The organism is Acinetobacter celticus (assembly GCF_001707755.1).
GTDB lineage: Bacteria > Pseudomonadota > Gammaproteobacteria > Pseudomonadales > Moraxellaceae > Acinetobacter > Acinetobacter celticus.
In genome coordinates, this window is record NZ_MBDL01000001.1 from 131,064 (window position 1) to 148,195 (window position 17,132).

The window sequence follows — 17,132 nt, forward strand, 5'->3', positions numbered from 1 at the left end:
GTAATGGATGCTTGATTCAATTTCTCTCGTCCCGATTGATTCACAGCAAAATCATCCATATAAGGTTCAATCAACAGCTATCGCAGTTGCATTTTCAATATTTGTATGACGTATCATTTTAAGTGTTCTTCTTTTTAAGTACTCTGATTGTTTTCCAGATTAAACGCATCTGCCAAATCAAAATAGGCTAAAATACTGCATTCTTTAACCCAACATAGGCACAATATAATGTCTTCAACAGATTGGCTATCTCAAGGCACACTGGTTCTTGCCAGTAATAATAAAGGTAAAATTGCAGAGTTTGAAAAAATGTTTGCAGAGCTTAATCTTCCTGTTGAAGTCGTTGCACAAGGCAAACTCAATATTGAAGATGCGATTGAAGACGGCCTAAGTTTTGTAGAAAATGCCATTATTAAAGCCCGCCACGCTTCTAAAATTTCAGGCAAACCCGCTATTGCCGATGACTCAGGAATTTGCGTTCCCATTTTAGGCGGTGCACCGGGTATTTACTCGGCACGCTTTGCAGGCGAGCATGGCAATGATGTTGCCAATAATGAAAAACTGCTACAGAAGCTTAAGCCACTTCGTAAAGATGGCGAAGTAATTGAAGGCATGTTTGTGTGTGTCTTGGCTTTGGTACAGCATGCTGAAGACCCATTACCTCAAGTTTTCCAAGGCATTTGGACGGGTGAAATTTTAGAACAAGCACGTGGTGAGAATGGCTTTGGTTATGATCCACTGTTTTGGCTACCTGAACTGAATATTTCTAGCGCCGAACTGTCAAAAGAGCAAAAAAATAAAATCAGTCATCGTGGGCAGGCAATGCAACTTTTTAAAGCAAGTTTAGAACGCTAATATCACCAAGAATTACAGCATTAATTCACCTTTCAAACTCTGTTTTAAAATGGGTTTGGAAGGTGCTAAATGACTTGAGTGAACTCATCTAAATTTATACCATATGCAAAAATAATGCATATAGGCTGACCACCACACAACTAACGATTGTGCCTGAAGCAATGTATTTTGCCGAAATCCCCGTCCCTTGATAATGGGTTTCTAAAGCCACAATATTGGCTGCAGGCGGTAAACAAAAAAGTAAGAACATGACGCCAATATAAGTTTCAATCTGCGGAATCGGCACCAGCCAATAAGTGAGACCACAAATAATCAGACCACACAGGAGTTTCATTGCAAAAATTTGACTGCTACGCTTAATATCTATCCACTGCACTTGGGTATGACGCATCCACATTCCCAGTACACACATTCCTGTAAAGCTCATTCCCACTTTAGCGCCCTGATAAATCCAATCAATCCAGCCATGTTCGGGTAAATGTTGCACGCCCATCGCTCTAAAAAGACCTGCAATCATCAAAGCAAAAACTGGGGGAGATAACGCCACTTTTTGGGTAATAGCCACCCACGACTGCGCATTTGAACTGACCGCAGTAACCGCCCAGATGTTGCCAAAAATTGACCCTCCGACATATAGCGCAACCATAGGCGCACTAATTTCAGGGCCAAATAACGCCAAAGCAAAGGGAAAGCCCAGCCATGCCAAATTGACATAACTGATGCATAAAGCACGCAGTTTATCTTTAAAAATTGCTTTAAAAGTATAGAACATTAAAATGGCGACACTGAAACTGAACAGCATCAAGCTCAGGCTACCTGCCTGATAAAACACCATATTATAAACAATAACAATTGGAATGAAGCAACGCGCCAGCAGACTGGCAAAAATGGCTTTTAAGGCTGTAGTTGATGGAATTGAGGCCAGTCCCAATCCACATAAAAAGCCAAACATTGGCAAAAGCAAAGCCACACGTTCCATCCTGCATATCCGTCCTGTCTATGCTAGCACTATTTAATCGTTGAACATTGCAGAAAGATGGCTGTCTTCAAACTGCAATATCAACGTCACCTCTTTGTCATACGGAACTGTTGAAATGACTTGAAAATGAAAAGAGGAAAAAATCATGGCAGGATTATCCATTTGGCATGTACTGATATTTGCAATTGTGGTCATTCTTTTGTTTGGCACATCTAAACTTAAAAACTTAGGTAAAGATGTTGGTGGCGCAGTGAAAGATTTTAAAAAATCGGTGCGGGATGAAGAAGCCGAGCAAGCCAAACTAAAAGAACCGCTGACCATTGATGCTCAAGTCAAAAATACTGAAAGTTCAGTCAAAAGCTAAGTGTGAGTACTGATTCATGCTGAATATTGGAATGACCGAGCTTTTCTGTTTTGCCATTATTGCCCTACTGGTGCTTGGCCCAGAAAAATTACCAGAAGGTGCGCGCTTTGCTGGAAAATGGTACGGAAAAATTAAACGTATGATCAGCAATGTTCAAAATGATCTCGATCGTGAATTACGTATTTCAGATCTTCGCGCACAGATGCAACAAGAAATGATCAAAATTCAAGAACTTGAACAAAAAATGCAGGCACAGATCAATGCCATAGAAAACCAACGCATTGATTCGCCACAAAAGGTAAATCAACCAGCGATGGTCTACACGTTTATTCAGCAACCGTTCTCCGCTTATCCGTTGAGCCAGCCAAAAGTAAAAGTCATGTCAACGCTACATCAGATATCTTCATCAACCCTGAATCCTGAACTTAAACTTCTGAAGGTGGCTGTATGAGTACCCTACTCACCAAAAATTTGGCAGATTCAGAACAAAGTCCGCCACCTTTAGAAGAAATGCCAATTACCAAGCATTTAATTATTCTACGCAAGCATTTATTTAAAATAGTTGGCTTAATTCTAGTTCTGTTTTTTTGCTTACTGCCATTTGCCAATCAAAGTTACCAAATGATGTCCGAGCCTCTGCGCTCACAACTTCCCATGACGTCATCTATGATTGCGACCGATGTCACAGCAACATTCATGGCACCATTTAAGCTCAATTTCTTTGTCGCGCTAATGATTGCGATGCCTTACATTATTTATCAGCTTTGGTCTTTTGTTAAACCTGCGCTGTATGAAAAAGAAAAAACACTGGCTCTGCCTATGCTCATTGGTAGCATTGGCTTATTTTATGCAGGGATTGCCTTTGCTTACTTGGTTGCCCTACCGTCTATTTTACATTTTTTTATTAGTGTTTCGCCTGAAACCGTCGCACCAATGACCGACATCAACAGTTATTTAGCCTTCTGCTTAAAGTTGTTTTTAGTCTTTGGACTGACCTTTGAAATTCCAATTGTCACACTTGTTTTAATCATGATTGGTCTGGTTACAACACAGCAACTCGTCGAAAAGCGACGCTTTATCATTATTGGTTGTTTTTTTATTGCAATGTTTGTGACCCCACCTGACGCTCTCTCCATGATCATGCTTGCAATACCCATGTGGATGTTGTTTGAACTGGGGTTGTTCCTTGGAAAGTTGCTTGAAAACCGCCGTAAAAGTGCGGTCTAGGCCACTCTTGTTGATTTAAAAAGTAGCATTGATGCTACTTTTTTTATTCATAAAAATGAAATCTAAACTTCACTTAAACGTCATACAAACTTCACCTAATTGTCATCATTACAATTTAAGTTATTGATTAATTTGTAAAACAAGTCTAGCCATAATAGCAAGGAACAAAAATGTACAATGATGATATGACACCATGTCAAGATTTAGTCGAAGATAGCAATACCTCTAAAAACACACATTTCCAAACTGTTTTAAACCAATATATGGATCGTCGTAGCTTTATTGCAAAAACAGGTAGTGGTGCAATGGCCTTGGCATTTGCCGCTTCTGTAAGCGGATGTTCAGATGATGATAATGCAGAGGCAACACCACCAACAGGTACTCAGCCACCAACGCCAGAAGGTACAGATAAACATGCATGGAGTGACCTTAAGCAACGTCCAAGCAAGCTCTCGTTTAAAGCTGTAGAAAAAAATACTCAAAATTCTTTCAGTGTTCCTGAAGGCTACGCACTGAAAGTTTTGTACGCAGTAGGCGACCCAATTAACCCACATAATGCGATTAAAATTGACAGTATTTCACAGTCTGGTGCTTCATATAAATTCCGTTCAGGCGATTGCCACGACGGTATGAGTTTCTTTGGTATGCATCCTACCAATAAAAATTATGCAGCCAAAGAATCAACGCAAGGTTTACTGGTTTTAAACCATGAATATCTTGCTCAAGATGAATTACATCTTCCCGAGGCCATCACCAAAGGTATACGTTCTGAAGATCAGGTCATGCGTGAAATAAACGCACATGGCGTATCGGTCATTGAGATCAGCAAAGATACCTCTTCACAAAACGTCAAAGTCAATTTAAATTCACCTTTTAACCGTCGTATTACCGCCCAAACGGAAATGGAAATTCATGGCCCTGCACGTGGCGCTGATTTATTAAAAACGCGCTTCTCGCCTGATGGCACGTTAACGCGCGGTACATTTGGTAACTGTGGTAATGGCTATACGCCATGGGGAACCTACTTAACAGCAGAAGAAAACTGGAGTGGTTATTTTGCGCGTAAAGCAAATGACACCCGTGAAATTGCAAAAGAAGATGTTGCACTACAACGCTATGGTCGTGGCGGAACAGGTGCCCGATCAAGTCAATATGGTTGGAACACTCCTGTCGCAGAGCTCACTGGAAATACTGACTTATACGACTGCTGGGATATTTCAATTAAAGCTGCCAATGCCCTGCAAGATTATCGCAATGTCATGAATACTTGCGGTTTTATTGTAGAAATTGATCCATTCAGTGCCTCTGCGCGTCCAGTCAAACGTACAGCCCTTGGTCGCTTTGCCCATGAAGACTGTCGCTGTAGTAATCCTATAGTCGGTCAGCCATTGGCCTTTTATATGGGAGATGATGCAACTGGCGAATACCTGTATAAATTTGTGACAGAAGCAGTCTGGGACCCAAAAGATATGAACGGCGGTTATGCTGCTGGTGATAAATACATGGATAAAGGCACACTCTATGTTGCTAAATTTAATGATGATGGCACTGGAGAATGGCTAGAATTAAGTTTTGACAAACATGGCTTAAATGCTTCCAATCCTAATTATGCTTTTAGTGACCAAGCCGATGTCGTTGTTCATGCGCGCTTAGCAGCAGATGCTCGTGGCGCCACCAAAATGGACCGTCCAGAATGGGTTGCGGTCAATCCAGAAAATGGCGAAGTATATGTCACCCTAACCAATAACAGTAACCGTGGCCGTTCATACGAGACTGATGCTGCCAACCCACGTAGTTATGTTGATGTAAAAAATGGCAGTGCAAGTAACTCAGGCAATATGAATGGGCATATTATCCGTTTCCATGAAAATGCTGAAAAAACAACAGCAACAACCTTTACATGGGATATCTTCTTGTTTGGTGCCGAAGCTGATGCGGAAGCGAATATTAACTTATCTGGCTTAGATGATCTCAATGACTTTTCTAGCCCAGACGGTATGTGGTTCGACCCACGTGGCGTGCTTTGGATTCAAACGGATGACGGCCAATATACCGACGAAACCAACTGTATGATGCTGGCAGCACTTCCTGGTAAAGTCGGTGATGGCAGTCGAGCTATGGCAGCCTCTACCAAATCTGGCGGGCAGGAAACCATTGTCGGCGCTCCATTAAAAAATGATCGTGTACGCCGTTTCTTAACAGGCCCAAGTGGCTGTGAAATCACAGGTGTGACCATGACACCAGATTACAAAGCAATCTTTGTCAACGTACAGCACCCTGAAGGCACATGGCCTGCAAACCAAAGTTCTAAATACAGCTTAATGGGCTTAGCGCCACGGTCAGCGACTGTGGTCATTACCCGTAAAGATGGCGGGGTAATTGCAGGTGAGGCATTAGAAGAAAAAGCAACCACTGCATAAAGTAAAATTATAAAAAAAGCCGACATCATGTCGGCTTTTTTTATAAATAATTTACGACTGAATGGATAACTGTAATGAAATGACGTTTCCCTGTGTTTCACCCTGCTGGGATTTTTCTTGCCACAACCATTGGCTATTTTTAAGTCTTAAAAAATTGGAACAACGTGTCCCATATACAGGGCTTTGAATAAAGGTAGAAGATAGTAACTCTTCCATCTCTGTATGAATGCCTGTTTGTGGCAACAGCTCTGGAATAATTTTTCGTTGATCTTCCAGTATATCCCACACCGTATTGTCCAAGTCCGCGTCTGTTAAAGTAGCTTGCTGTAACATGGGTAAAAATTCTTGAGTAAAGCGCTTTCTTAAATGTTTGGTTTTCTCCCAATGTTCCGTCATTAAGCCGTTTGAGACCACATAAACGCCTTTCGCCAATACTTGGGGTGCTTCACCACGGTTACTCATATAGACGGCTTGATTTGTATCGCCGATAAATAAATTAAACCCTGCATAATCACATTGACGTTGCTCTAAGGCTTGCGCAAAGCGAATTGGGGTTTGCTCAGATTCTAAAAAAGCCTGAATCAAATGTCCGCGCGACGTGGGATAGGTTTGCTGATCCGCACCGTTTCTAAAATTCGTGATAATCGCCCAACGACCTGATTCAGTAACCCCCATCCATGTGCCACCTGACTGTAAATCTTGCCCCGCCACAATCGGGCTATGTTCCCATTGTTGCAGAGCAACTGTCGGACGCTGATAGAATTCATCTCGATTTGAAATTAAACATAACGGCGTATCATCCAAAACTTGCCAAGCAAATGCCACAATGCACATAAATGTTATCCAATATCTTTACACATTGAATGTACAACATTTTTCATCATATTCAGCTAAAATCTGTGCAAAACATAATGACAAGGAGCATCAATGCTGACCTATCCAAATATAGATCCGATTGCGCTATCTCTGGGGCCTCTACAAGTACATTGGTATGGACTGATGTATTTACTGGCCTTCTTATTTGCTTGGGGCTTGGCCACTTATCGGGCCAAACAGCGGGATGGCTGGAACTCGGACATGGTTTCCGACCTGATCTTTTATGGCGCTTTAGGCGTTGTGGTAGGCGGACGCGTCGGCTACGTCTTCTTCTATGGTTTTGATCAATTTTTAGCAAATCCACTGTGGTTATTCCAAGTCTGGACAGGTGGTATGAGCTTCCACGGCGGGTTCTTAGGCGTGATGATCGCCATGCTTCTGTGGTGCAAAAAGTACAAAATGACTTGGTTCCAAACCTTAGATTTTATTGCACCCTGTGTGCCAACAGGTTTGATGTTTGGTCGTATTGGCAACTTTATTGGTGGCGAGCTATATGGTCGTCCAGTCACCGATCCTAATTTTGCATTGGGGATGATTTTCCCAACAGACCCATTACAACTGGTTCGCCATCCATCACAAATTTATCAAGCTGTATGTGAAGGCCTCATTCTGTTTATTGTTTTATGGTGGTTCAGTTCTAAACCACGTCCACGCTATGCAGTCTCGGCCCTTTTCTTAATTGGTTATGGTATTGCACGTTTTGTGGTGGAGTTTTTCCGCGAACCAGACAATGGTCAATTATTTATTAGTTGGATGAGCAAAGGACAATTCTTAACTGTGCCGATGATTTTGATTGGCCTTTGGATGCTGTGGTATGCCTATCAAAAGAAAATTTATGATTGGGGCCCACTCAAAAACAGCTAATCATTAACCGAATCAATCTTTAGCGGAGCAATTGCTCCGCTTTTTTTGTACTGCATTTTTACCTGCGTTTTGTGCTAAAGTTTTGACTTTCAGATGATTGATTGCTAAACGCATGCTCGAATTTTGGTTTAATCCGCAGGTTTCTATTCTTAAAAAAATCTTGATTTTTGTCATGATTACCGTAGTCACAGCAGGACTGTATTGGATGGAACCGCTGAAACTAGACGCTATTTTAATGTTTCTCGGCACAGGAGTGATTTTTCTCATTTGTCGTTACTGCAAAACCCATTTTGCATCTAAAAACCCAACAGGCATGCTCTACCGTTTACTAACCTGGATTCCAATTGCCTTATTGCTTGCACTCATTTTTATGCATATGAAAGAAGGTGAGATTTTAATTCCTGGTGCGCAAGGTATTGGTTTTATGGCATTGGCAATTTGCTTGTTTTCACCTCTGTCGCTACTGAATCAAAATCAGCCCAAAAATGAAGATCTGTAATGCTCGATTTCTGGTATTCCGAACGCTGTACACGTCAAATTAAACTGATTATTTGCATTGCCGTATGTGCAATCATTTACTACTGTTCCAATATTCAGCAACTTAGCCCTCTATTTGCAGGCTTAAGTTTGGCCGTCGGTCTTGCCCTACATTTTTTACGTATTGCGCATCTAAATATTGTAAATACAAACAGCTATAAACCTATTTTTCAGATCATTTTTTCAATGTTGCCCATCATCGCACTCATTGCTTTGATCATTTTTTTACCTCAAACGCATAAGGCCATATTGGCTATTCAATGCATCTGCTTTAGCGCCATTGGCTTATTTTTAGTTTCTATCTATGAAAACCGCGCCAAACGCTTTGAATAGCGTGGCACGGTAGTTTTTTTATATCTGTGCTAAAAACCTAATCTAAACAAATACGTTCTGCTTAACTATTCGTCCATACGATAGTATTCATAACGTACATTCGGGTCTTTATAGACTGCATAGCCCCGTTGTTGAAAATCAGAAACCCATGTTGAACCTGTATAAGCCGCGATATGCCCATACACATGTTTTTGCGTGCGATTAATAATATAAATATCGCCTTTTTGGGGGCGATCAAAAGCCAAATTTATTTTTTGATAACCAATTTTTTGTAAGGTATTGCCCCAGTCGGCCGCTGCAACAGGATGCCCATTAAATTTAGCCCCCGCAGACTCCAGTGCAATACGCACACTCTTGGCACATTTTTGGCCACTGCTTTGTGCCTTTACACCACTTAAACGCTGTGCAAATTTATCAATATCGATACGCTGGCCATTGTTGGCACCAAATACGCTTCTTGGTTTTACATTAGCTGTAGGAGGTTTTCTGTTATTGCCTTGCTGTGAACGGATCACGATTGCTGCTTGCACAGGTCCATGCGCATTCTGCATGTCTACGCTTTGATCATAAGCCATTCTTACAACAACCTCCTCTTCAATCAGTTTTGATCGAGTCTACATAATAATTAACCGAACAGAATAGTACGCCGACATGAGAATAATTCCACATAAAAAATGTAAGAAAATTTTATAAAAATTAGTTTTCCTGCTTTAAATGATTATTTTTATAGTCATTTACAGTAAAAATTTTCATTTCAATATAATCTAGATTTCATCTTAAAAGCATCATCCAAGACGATAATACTCATACTTTTCACTGTCACCATCCTATAAATCATCGTTTTTTCTTAAAATCAGATGCTCTTTCAACACCAATAAAACATGTAAAATGCCCATAAATATATTTTGCGCTACACCAAAATCATCTAGATATCTCCTTACTCTGGACGGCGGTAAATACAACGCTCGTATTTTGTCGCGCTCAATAACATGTAATTTCCACTTGGTCTTAAAATTGAAAAATGCAACGTTTTGCAAAAATCAAAAGCATGCTTAGAGTTTTATCTGCGGCCAAAAAAGGCTACTATGTGCAGTCAGCAAAACCAATTTCTATGAGAGCGATATGCGCCAATATTTAGACCTTTTACAGCACATTCTCGACAACGGTGGCGACAAAGGCGACCGCACGGGAACAGGAACGCGTTCTGTATTTGGCCATCAAATGCGCTTTGACCTTTCCCAAGGTTTCCCTTTATTGACCACTAAAAAAGTTCATTTTCGCTCTATTGTGATTGAACTTTTATGGTTTTTAAAAGGCGATACCAATGTTCAATATTTAAAAGACAACAAAGTCTCTATTTGGGATGAATGGTCTACAGCAGAACAAACTGCACGTTTTGGCCGTCCTGAAGGTGAGTTAGGCCCAGTGTATGGCCACCAATGGCGTAACTTTGGTGCAACCCAAAAAGCTGATGGCTTATATGAACAAGATGGCTTTGATCAGATTAAATGGCTTATCAACGAAATTAAAACCAATCCCAATTCACGCCGTTTAATTGTGTCGGGTTGGAATCCACAAGAAGCTGGCAATGTCGCTTTACCGCCTTGTCATACCTTGTTCCAATTTTTTGTGCAAAACGGCAAATTGTCTTGCCAGCTTTATCAACGTAGTGCCGATGTGTTCTTGGGCGTACCGTTTAACATTGCCAGCTATGCTCTTCTTACCCATATGATTGCCCAAGTCTGCGACCTTGGTGTCGGTGACTTTGTCTGGACAGGTGGTGATACACATCTGTATGTCAATCATTTTGAACAAGCTCAATTACAACTTAGCCGTGAACCTTTAGCTCTGTGCCAATTGCAATTAAACCCTGAGATTAAAGACTTGTTTGATTTCAAATTTGAAGATATTGAAATTGTCGGTTATGAATCACATGCAGGGATTAAAGCGCCCGTAGCGGTTTAAGTTTCAACCATTTATTTTTCTAGTTTAATCCCGTCTATGCAGGCTATCAGTCGCTCTTTTCAAAAATGAGCAACGCTGTTGGCGGGATTCATCTGATTCGAGTCTTTTATGGCCTTTCAAAATTTAGAAGTTGTACATGTTGTCGCAATGGATCAGCAAAACTGCATTGGCAAAGGCAACGATTTGCCTTGGCATATTTCAGCAGATCTGAAACATTTTAAAGAGATCACCCAAGGCGGTGTTGTCGTGATGGGGCGTAAAACCCTAGAATCTATGGGGCGTACCCTTCCTAAACGGGTCAATTGGGTGATTACCCGCGATACAAACTGGTCTTTTGAGGGCACTAAAATTGCATACAGTATTGAAGATGCATTAAGCCAAGCGATTGAAGATGTAAAAGCCTCTGAAAAACCAACCAGTATTTTTATTATTGGCGGTGGTGAAATTTTTAAGCAAACCATGAGTATTGTAGACCGCTTAGAACTGACCCATGTTGCATTAGATGTTCATGGTGATGCGCATTATCCAGCGATTCCAGAGAACTTTAAAAAAGTGAAATCTGAGCAGCATATTGACGACAAAACAGGGATTGCTTTTGAGTTCGCAACCTATCAAAAATGAAGTACTAATAACTAAAACAGTCTTCTATGAATCACATTGGAAAAACTGAATTTTTAAAAGCACTGGGAATCGGCATCTGCCATTCCCTATTCAGCTTATCTGTGATTGTTTCTTCGCTTTGGCTGTGTATGGCTCTTTGGATTCAAGAACCTTTCGGTTGGCTCATCAGTCGAATACTCATTGGTATCTGGCTTGCCTTCGCCTTAAGCATTTTAGGAATTTACGCCACTCAACATTTTTTTAGCCGTAAAAAAGATGTCCTTATTTATCTTCTGGGCTTTCTGTGTAGCTTGTTTTGGTACTTTAGTTTAGAAGCCAAGCAAGATCGTGAATGGGCTCCAGAAGTATCTAAAATTCTGCACTACGAAAAACACGGCGATATCATTACTTTACACAACATCCGTAATTTTGATTGGCATCCAGATGGCAGTTTTACCGAACACTGGGAAACTCGACAATATGACCTCAATCAAATTACAGGGGTCAATATCATTACTTCCTACTGGATGGGGCCAAAAATTGCCCATACTTTGGTCAGCTTTGATTTTGCCCATAATGCCCCTCTCACTTTTTCAATTGAAATCCGCAAAGAAAAAAATGAAGAATTTTCTGCCATTGGCGGCTTTTTTAGAAAATATGAACTGAGTTTAGTGGCCTCAGATGAAAAAGATATTGTCTACACGCGTAGTAATATTCGCGGTGAACAAGTGTATTTCTTTCCTGTGAAAATGCCTAAAACCGAACAAATTGCCCTATTTGAAGAATACCTACATCAAGCCGATGAACTGGCCAGACAGCCAAAATGGTATAACACCTTGACCAGTAACTGTACAACGCTGGTTTTTGATATGGTACAAGCTGTTTCTCCACAAAAACTGCCTATGGATTATCGCCTATTTGCTTCTGGCTATTTACCCAACTATTTATATGATTTAAATGCCATTTCACATCAATGGAATCTACATACTTGGTATCAACGTGCGCATGTCAATCCGAAAGTCAGCGGTATGAAAAATATTAGTAGCGCAGAGTACTCAAGACTCATTCGACGTGGTCTACCACAGCCAAAAAATTAATTTTCAGTTTGTCTGCTTCAGTTTAAAGAAGTGTAACAAAGATGCAAATACGGCTGGAGCTTTGCATAAATATTTGTTTATATACAACCAAGCCCCTTAAAAACAAGAGAATCTAACCATGTTAAAACCCCTTCTTTTAATGGTAGCACTGGGTTCAGCGGTCATTTTTACTGGATGTGAAAGCATGCCAAGCTCTCCCCATGTCACTGAAAATTTACAGCAACTACAAAATCGAACGTGGATTGCAACACAAATTGGCACGACAACCATTCAAACGACGCCAAGCGCAAATCATATTCCAAGTATTCAATTTGATGAAGCAACTAAACGTGTTTCAGGTTCAGATGGCTGTAACCGTATTATGGGGAGCTATACTGCGGGTACAGATACCCTACAACTGAGCCAGTTAGCAACTACGCGTATGGCTTGTATGAACAATAATAATATTGACCGTCATTATAATGAAGCCTTAGCAAAGGTTACGCATTATCAAGTTTTTGGCAAAACGTTAAAATTGCTCGATCGTCACGGCAATTTACTGATTCAATTTGAAAGCGCAGTACAACCACGCTAAATAAAAAAGCCTGCAAATGCAGGCTTTTTCTATTCATTCTGTCAATCAGACATTGTAGCTTCACAAGTTGCCCTTATATTTAAAGAATGACAAAAAATAGGAAATGATTATGCAACAAGCTTTATTTGGCGGTGGCTGCTTTTGGTGTACAGAAGCCGTTTTCCTGCAACTCAAAGGTGTAGAACAAGTAGTTAGTGGCTATGCAGGTGGACATACGCCACAACCTCGTTATGAAGATATTTGCAAAGGCGATACCCAACATGCCGAAGTGATTCTAATTGATTTCGACGAATCACAAATTAGCTTTGCACAATTGCTTGATGTTTTTTTCGCGACCCACGATCCAACCACCTTAAACCGACAAGGCAATGATGTCGGCACCCAATATCGTTCTGTCATTTATTATTTAAATGAACAACAACAGCAACAAGCACAGCAATTAATCAACAAATTAAAGGCCGATGGTATTGCCATTGTCACCGAACTCAGTCCCGCACCAACCTTCTTCCCTGCCGAAGAATATCACCAAAACTATTTTGCTCGTAACCCTGCACAAGGCTATTGCAACTTTGCTATTCCGCCAAAGCTAATGAAATTACAAAGTAAATTTCAAGATTTATTAAAAGCCGAATAAAATATTCAACGGATGTTAAACACAAAAAAAGTGGCATTGAGCCACTTTTTTTACGTCGATGAATTACTAATCTGTTGCAAATGCAATATCACTGAGTCCGGCTTCACTCGCACGTGACATGACTTGCGCTACAGTGTCATAGCGAGATTCTTTATCGGCTTTTAAAATGACCGTTGGCTGACGAGGCGCTTGACCAGCTTCTGCAAAACGTTTTTCTAATTCCTCAAGGCTAATCACCTGATCATCCCAAGCAACATCACCATTGGCATTAATGCTGACCTGCACTTTTTCAGGTGGCAAATCGACAATATCCGCGGTCGTTTTTGGCAAAGTTAATGGAATTGATGGGTTGGCAACGGTTGCAGTCACCAAAAAGATGATCATCAATACCAGCATAATATCGATGAGCGGAATGAGATTCATCTCAGTCATGCCAGCATCGTTATCTTCACCCAATTGAAAGGCCATTAAGCTTGACCTCCAACTAATCCTTCATGTGCCGTTTTTACTTCAACTTTTTTTGCAGATTCTTGTTGTAGCATCGTGTCAATTAATAAACCATGCGCTTGGTCTTGCAATTCATTGCTTAGCGTACGGTTAAAACGTACTGCCATGTTGTAAGCCAATACCGCTGGAATGGCGACTGCTAAACCCAAGCCTGTCATAATCAGTGCTTCACCAACAGGCGTCGCCACTTGCGCTAAACCAGCTTGACCGCTTTTACCAACCGCAACTAAGGCATGAAAAATACCCCAAACTGTACCAAACAAACCCACAAACGGTGCTAAAGAAGCAATTGTACCCAAAACAGATACACCTTTTTCAGCACTGGTTTTTTCAACAGCAATTTGGCGCAGTAGTGCCTGTTCAGCGACTGCTTTACGTTGTTCAAAGTTTAAGGGTGCAAGCTTTGCTTTTAATGCAGACAATGCGTCTGAAAGATGAGCAAAAGCCACTTGCTTCAGCTGACGCGTACCCATAATGCGTAATGCAAAAATTGTCCATGTCGCAATCGACATCGCCAGTAAAATGAAATATAGCGATTTACTGACTGCATCAGCATGTTGCCAATAAACTGAAAAGTTCATATTTGAACTCCTATGGGTTAGCCGGTTATTTAAGCTGAAAATTGAATGGTGCTTCCACATTGGCCAGCGGATAAGCCACTCCATTTTCTACATATTTAGTCAATGTGCCACTGCGTTTCACAGAAGATGCGACTTTACGCTCTACAGCAGGGCTACAATTCGAATTTTTGACCGAAGTCGAAGTAATGTTACCCTGTTCATTCGCGCCAATGACCACGACAAGCGAGCAAGACACTTTCAGTTCGCCTGGAGCAAAACTGACCTTTGGTTTTTTCAGCCAAGAAACACCATCACCCATGGAAGGACTTTTCGGGCCAGGAGGTGTTGGTGGTGCAACAGGTGCTGGAGGGGTAACTGGTGCAGGCTCAGGCTTAGCCACTTTGGTTTCAGACACTACGGTGGAAACAACCGAACTTTTTATCGGCGTTTCTGCGGGTTTCACAGCAGGCTTTGGCGAATCCGCCTTTTTCACCTGTTGTACTTTTTCCACTTTTTTAGGTGGTGGTAAAGGCTTTTCTACAATTTTGACTTCTTTGGGCTTCGGTGGCTCTTTTTTCGGCTCTGCCTTTGGCTTCGGAGGTAAGGGTTTAGGTACTTCTTCTAATTGAACAAAACGAACTTGGATAGGGTCTTTTTTTATTGGTTTCAGCTCAGGTGTCTTCATATGACCGACCGCCCACAGTAGACCCATATGTCCAATGGCTACCACAGCCAATGCTGTAATAACTTTCTTTTTCATCGGATTCGGGGCTTGTATCATAGGAGTAGAAGATTGGCTCATTAAAATCAGTTACCTTGAAGAAGCGATCACATCTTTATATAAAGTTGCAATGAGGCTCATCGCTTAGCACAATAAAGTGGCATAATCATAAATGAGAAGTGTTTTCATTTGCAACTATTAATTTGTCTATTTTTATGGCTTTTTTGAATTAAACAAAAAAGGCATACTTTAAGTATGCCTTTTATTTATAGAATTTAAAATACTATTGGAAGACGACAGTTTTATTGCCATCAACAATAATACGGTCTTCTAAATGCCATTTTACTGCCCGTGCCAAAACATTACGCTCTACATCTTGTCCTAACTCACGAAGCTGTTCTACGGTAAAGTCATGATTCACACGTTCTACATCTTGCTCAATAATTGGGCCTTGGTCTAGGTCTGCGGTGACATAATGCGCTGTTGCACCAATCAATTTCACGCCTTTTTCGTAGGCCTGTTTATATGGGTTTGCACCCACAAAAGCTGGCAAGAAAGAATGGTGAATATTGATCACTTTCATTTCCCATTTTTTCACAAATTCTTCATCTAGAATTTGCATATAACGTGCTAAAACCAACACATCATTACCCTGCATCAACTCATCAATTTTTGCATAAGCTTCACGTTTGTTTTCTTTGGTTACCGGTACCACTTCAAAAGGAATACCAAAGTTTTCTACTGCTGTACGCAACGTATCATGATTAGAAACCACTTTGGTAATTTCACAAGGTAATCCGCCACGTGAATGGCGCCACAATAACTCCAGCAAGGCATGGTCTACTTTGGAAACCAAAAGACCTACTTTTTTCACATCGCTGACCAACGCCAAACGCCAATGCATATTGTAGCGAGTCGCAACATTGCTTTCAAAAGTCTGTAGCAAGCCATCTTTACGGCTTTGCAAACTATCCAATTCAAATTCAACACGCATGAAATAACGTCCGCCTTGAGCTTCAGTTGCGTATTGATCAAGTGCGGTAATGTTTGCTCCATGATGATACAAAAAGCTCGATACAGCTTGCACAATACCCGGCTTATCTTCACAGGTAATGAGCAAGCGAGCAGTGTTAGCCGTCGACATATTCATTTGGGTGTGTATCACTCATTCAATTTATAAAAACAAGCCGAGTATTCTAGCGCCTTTTGAAGGCAGACTAAATAGTCTTATTCGGTGTCATAGGCTTTGCTAGAGGAAAGACTGGCAAACAAGTCCGACTCACCCATGGTTTCCAACAGACGTTCATAAGTTTGACGACTTTCACCACGTAAGTATGCGCCTTCCAAAAACACCATTTGACGCAAAGCTTGCCAAACCCACTTTTCTTCCAAATGGTTCGAATCGGTAATATGACCCGACATATACAGGAAGTTAGTCCAGTTGGTCAGTACAATCCATAAGTTAATAATCAGTGCTTCAATCTCAGAATTGGTCATTTCCATTAAGCCAGCATCAACAAAGGCTTTATAAATTTTCTGCCCTTGTTGCATCACTTGACCGGCAAAACGCGGATACATCTTTCTGAAATCAATATTATTTTCAACCAGATGATAGACATCGCGGTGCAAAAAACGATATGTCCAAAGTTGGCTGCTCAACACCTGAAAATAACGAATTTTATCATTCGCATCTAGCAGACGGTCATCTGGCAAAGCCAACATATCTAGGGTTTCCCGTTGATATTGTTCCATCAACTCTTTGATAATTTCGTTCTTGTTGCGAAAATGATAATACAAATTCCCTGGACTCATGCCCAGTTCAGCTGCAATATGATTGGTCGTAACAGAACGTTCTCCACGCTCATTAAACAACTGTAGGCTTAGTTGTAAAATACGTTCTTTGGTTTTCAGCGTTTTGGTCTGGGACATTCTAAAATAACCATAAGTTCAATGCATTAGCAGACTAACACATAAAGTAGCTTGACTATTTAGAGTATTTACTCTAAAAAATAATGAATC

21 protein-coding genes are annotated in these 17,132 nt (G+C 40.9%); 13 read left to right on the plus strand and 8 right to left on the minus strand.

Annotated elements, in window-relative coordinates:
* Positions 1-228: 228 nt before the first annotated feature.
* A complete protein-coding gene (gene rdgB / locus BBP83_RS00565) occupies positions 229-855 on the plus strand; it encodes an RdgB/HAM1 family non-canonical purine NTP pyrophosphatase (protein WP_068885485.1) in 627 nt (208 codons plus the stop codon).
* A gap of 94 nt (positions 856-949) precedes the next feature.
* Here the strand turns inward: rdgB and BBP83_RS00570 are convergent, their stop codons facing one another.
* A complete protein-coding gene (locus BBP83_RS00570; RefSeq protein WP_068885941.1) occupies positions 950-1,825 on the minus strand; it encodes an AEC family transporter in 876 nt (291 codons plus the stop codon).
* A 154-nt stretch (positions 1,826-1,979) separates the two neighbouring features.
* Between BBP83_RS00570 and tatA the strand changes: the two genes are divergently transcribed.
* The 4 genes from tatA to BBP83_RS00590 all read left to right on the plus strand — a co-directional run bounded on the left by tatA (position 1,980) and on the right by BBP83_RS00590 (position 5,845).
* The gene (gene tatA, locus BBP83_RS00575; protein ID WP_068885486.1) at positions 1,980-2,198 is read left to right on the plus strand and encodes a Sec-independent protein translocase subunit TatA; all 219 of its coding nucleotides are present in this window, start codon (positions 1,980-1,982) and stop codon (positions 2,196-2,198) included.
* A 16-nt stretch (positions 2,199-2,214) separates the two neighbouring features.
* On the plus strand, positions 2,215-2,649 hold the full coding sequence (tatB, locus tag BBP83_RS15615) for a Sec-independent protein translocase protein TatB (protein ID WP_068885487.1): 435 nt from the start codon (positions 2,215-2,217) through the stop codon (positions 2,647-2,649).
* Complete coding sequence (gene tatC, locus BBP83_RS00585) at positions 2,646-3,425, plus strand: twin-arginine translocase subunit TatC (RefSeq protein ID WP_068885488.1); 780 nt, start codon at positions 2,646-2,648, stop codon at positions 3,423-3,425. Before tatB ends, tatC begins: the two co-directional genes overlap by 4 nt.
* A 170-nt stretch (positions 3,426-3,595) precedes the next feature.
* Positions 3,596-5,845 (plus strand): PhoX family protein, encoded by a 2,250-nt coding sequence (locus BBP83_RS00590; RefSeq protein WP_068885489.1) that lies wholly within the window; start codon positions 3,596-3,598, stop codon positions 5,843-5,845.
* Between the two features lie 51 nt (positions 5,846-5,896).
* On the opposite strand, the gene BBP83_RS00595 is transcribed toward BBP83_RS00590, so the two are convergent.
* Entirely contained in the window at positions 5,897-6,679 is a 783-nt protein-coding gene (locus tag BBP83_RS00595) for an NRDE family protein (RefSeq protein WP_068885490.1), read from the minus strand.
* 93 nt (positions 6,680-6,772) lie between these two features.
* Here BBP83_RS00595 and lgt point away from each other — a divergent pair, with 93 nt between their 5' ends.
* The 3 genes from lgt to BBP83_RS00610 all read left to right on the plus strand — a co-directional run bounded on the left by lgt (position 6,773) and on the right by BBP83_RS00610 (position 8,455).
* Positions 6,773-7,585, plus strand: coding sequence for a prolipoprotein diacylglyceryl transferase (lgt, locus tag BBP83_RS00600; protein WP_068885491.1), 813 nt, complete (start codon positions 6,773-6,775; stop codon positions 7,583-7,585).
* 112 nt (positions 7,586-7,697) lie between these two features.
* Entirely contained in the window at positions 7,698-8,084 is a 387-nt protein-coding gene (locus tag BBP83_RS00605; RefSeq protein ID WP_068885492.1) for a hypothetical protein, read from the plus strand.
* Positions 8,084-8,455, plus strand: a complete 372-nt coding sequence (locus BBP83_RS00610) for a hypothetical protein (RefSeq protein WP_068885493.1) — start codon at positions 8,084-8,086, stop codon at positions 8,453-8,455. The genes BBP83_RS00605 and BBP83_RS00610 overlap by 1 nt, the downstream gene beginning before the upstream one ends.
* Before the next feature lie 65 nt (positions 8,456-8,520).
* Here the strand turns inward: BBP83_RS00610 and BBP83_RS00615 are convergent, their stop codons facing one another.
* The gene (locus BBP83_RS00615) at positions 8,521-9,030 is read right to left on the minus strand and encodes a peptidoglycan amidohydrolase family protein (RefSeq protein ID WP_068885494.1); all 510 of its coding nucleotides are present in this window, start codon (positions 9,028-9,030) and stop codon (positions 8,521-8,523) included.
* Between the two features lie 547 nt (positions 9,031-9,577).
* On the opposite strand from BBP83_RS00615, the gene thyA reads away from it, so the two are divergent.
* The 5 genes from thyA (at position 9,578) to msrA (ending at position 13,325) form a co-directional block, all read left to right on the plus strand.
* Positions 9,578-10,420 carry a thymidylate synthase gene (gene thyA, locus BBP83_RS00620; RefSeq protein ID WP_068885495.1) on the plus strand — a complete coding sequence of 281 codons (843 nt, stop codon included), beginning with the start codon at positions 9,578-9,580 and terminating at the stop codon, positions 10,418-10,420.
* A 108-nt stretch (positions 10,421-10,528) separates the two neighbouring features.
* On the plus strand, positions 10,529-11,041 hold the full coding sequence (locus BBP83_RS00625; protein ID WP_068885496.1) for a dihydrofolate reductase: 513 nt from the start codon (positions 10,529-10,531) through the stop codon (positions 11,039-11,041).
* Positions 11,042-11,067: 26 nt separating this feature from the next.
* Positions 11,068-12,117, plus strand: a complete 1,050-nt coding sequence (locus BBP83_RS00630) for an Lnb N-terminal periplasmic domain-containing protein (protein ID WP_068885497.1) — start codon at positions 11,068-11,070, stop codon at positions 12,115-12,117.
* A 118-nt stretch (positions 12,118-12,235) separates the two neighbouring features.
* On the plus strand, positions 12,236-12,691 hold the full coding sequence (locus BBP83_RS00635; RefSeq protein ID WP_068885498.1) for an META domain-containing protein: 456 nt from the start codon (positions 12,236-12,238) through the stop codon (positions 12,689-12,691).
* A 109-nt stretch (positions 12,692-12,800) separates the two neighbouring features.
* Positions 12,801-13,325 carry a peptide-methionine (S)-S-oxide reductase MsrA gene (gene msrA, locus BBP83_RS00640; RefSeq protein WP_068885499.1) on the plus strand — a complete coding sequence of 175 codons (525 nt, stop codon included), beginning with the start codon at positions 12,801-12,803 and terminating at the stop codon, positions 13,323-13,325.
* 66 nt (positions 13,326-13,391) lie between these two features.
* Here the strand turns inward: msrA and BBP83_RS00645 are convergent, their stop codons facing one another.
* From BBP83_RS00645 to BBP83_RS00665, 5 genes are all read right to left on the minus strand, one after another.
* The gene (locus BBP83_RS00645) at positions 13,392-13,793 is read right to left on the minus strand and encodes an ExbD/TolR family protein (protein ID WP_068885500.1); all 402 of its coding nucleotides are present in this window, start codon (positions 13,791-13,793) and stop codon (positions 13,392-13,394) included.
* Positions 13,793-14,413: a MotA/TolQ/ExbB proton channel family protein gene (locus BBP83_RS00650; RefSeq protein WP_068885501.1), complete on the minus strand. Its 621-nt coding sequence runs from the start codon at positions 14,411-14,413 to the stop codon at positions 13,793-13,795. The genes BBP83_RS00645 and BBP83_RS00650 overlap by 1 nt, the downstream gene beginning before the upstream one ends.
* 25 nt (positions 14,414-14,438) lie before the next feature.
* On the minus strand, positions 14,439-15,194 hold the full coding sequence (locus tag BBP83_RS00655; RefSeq protein ID WP_068885502.1) for a TonB-dependent receptor: 756 nt from the start codon (positions 15,192-15,194) through the stop codon (positions 14,439-14,441).
* A gap of 202 nt (positions 15,195-15,396) precedes the next feature.
* Positions 15,397-16,263: a formyltetrahydrofolate deformylase gene (gene purU / locus BBP83_RS00660; RefSeq protein WP_068885503.1), complete on the minus strand. Its 867-nt coding sequence runs from the start codon at positions 16,261-16,263 to the stop codon at positions 15,397-15,399.
* Positions 16,264-16,340: 77 nt separating this feature from the next.
* Positions 16,341-17,042 (minus strand): TetR/AcrR family transcriptional regulator, encoded by a 702-nt coding sequence (locus BBP83_RS00665; protein WP_068885504.1) that lies wholly within the window; start codon positions 17,040-17,042, stop codon positions 16,341-16,343.
* Positions 17,043-17,132: the final 90 nt, after the last annotated feature.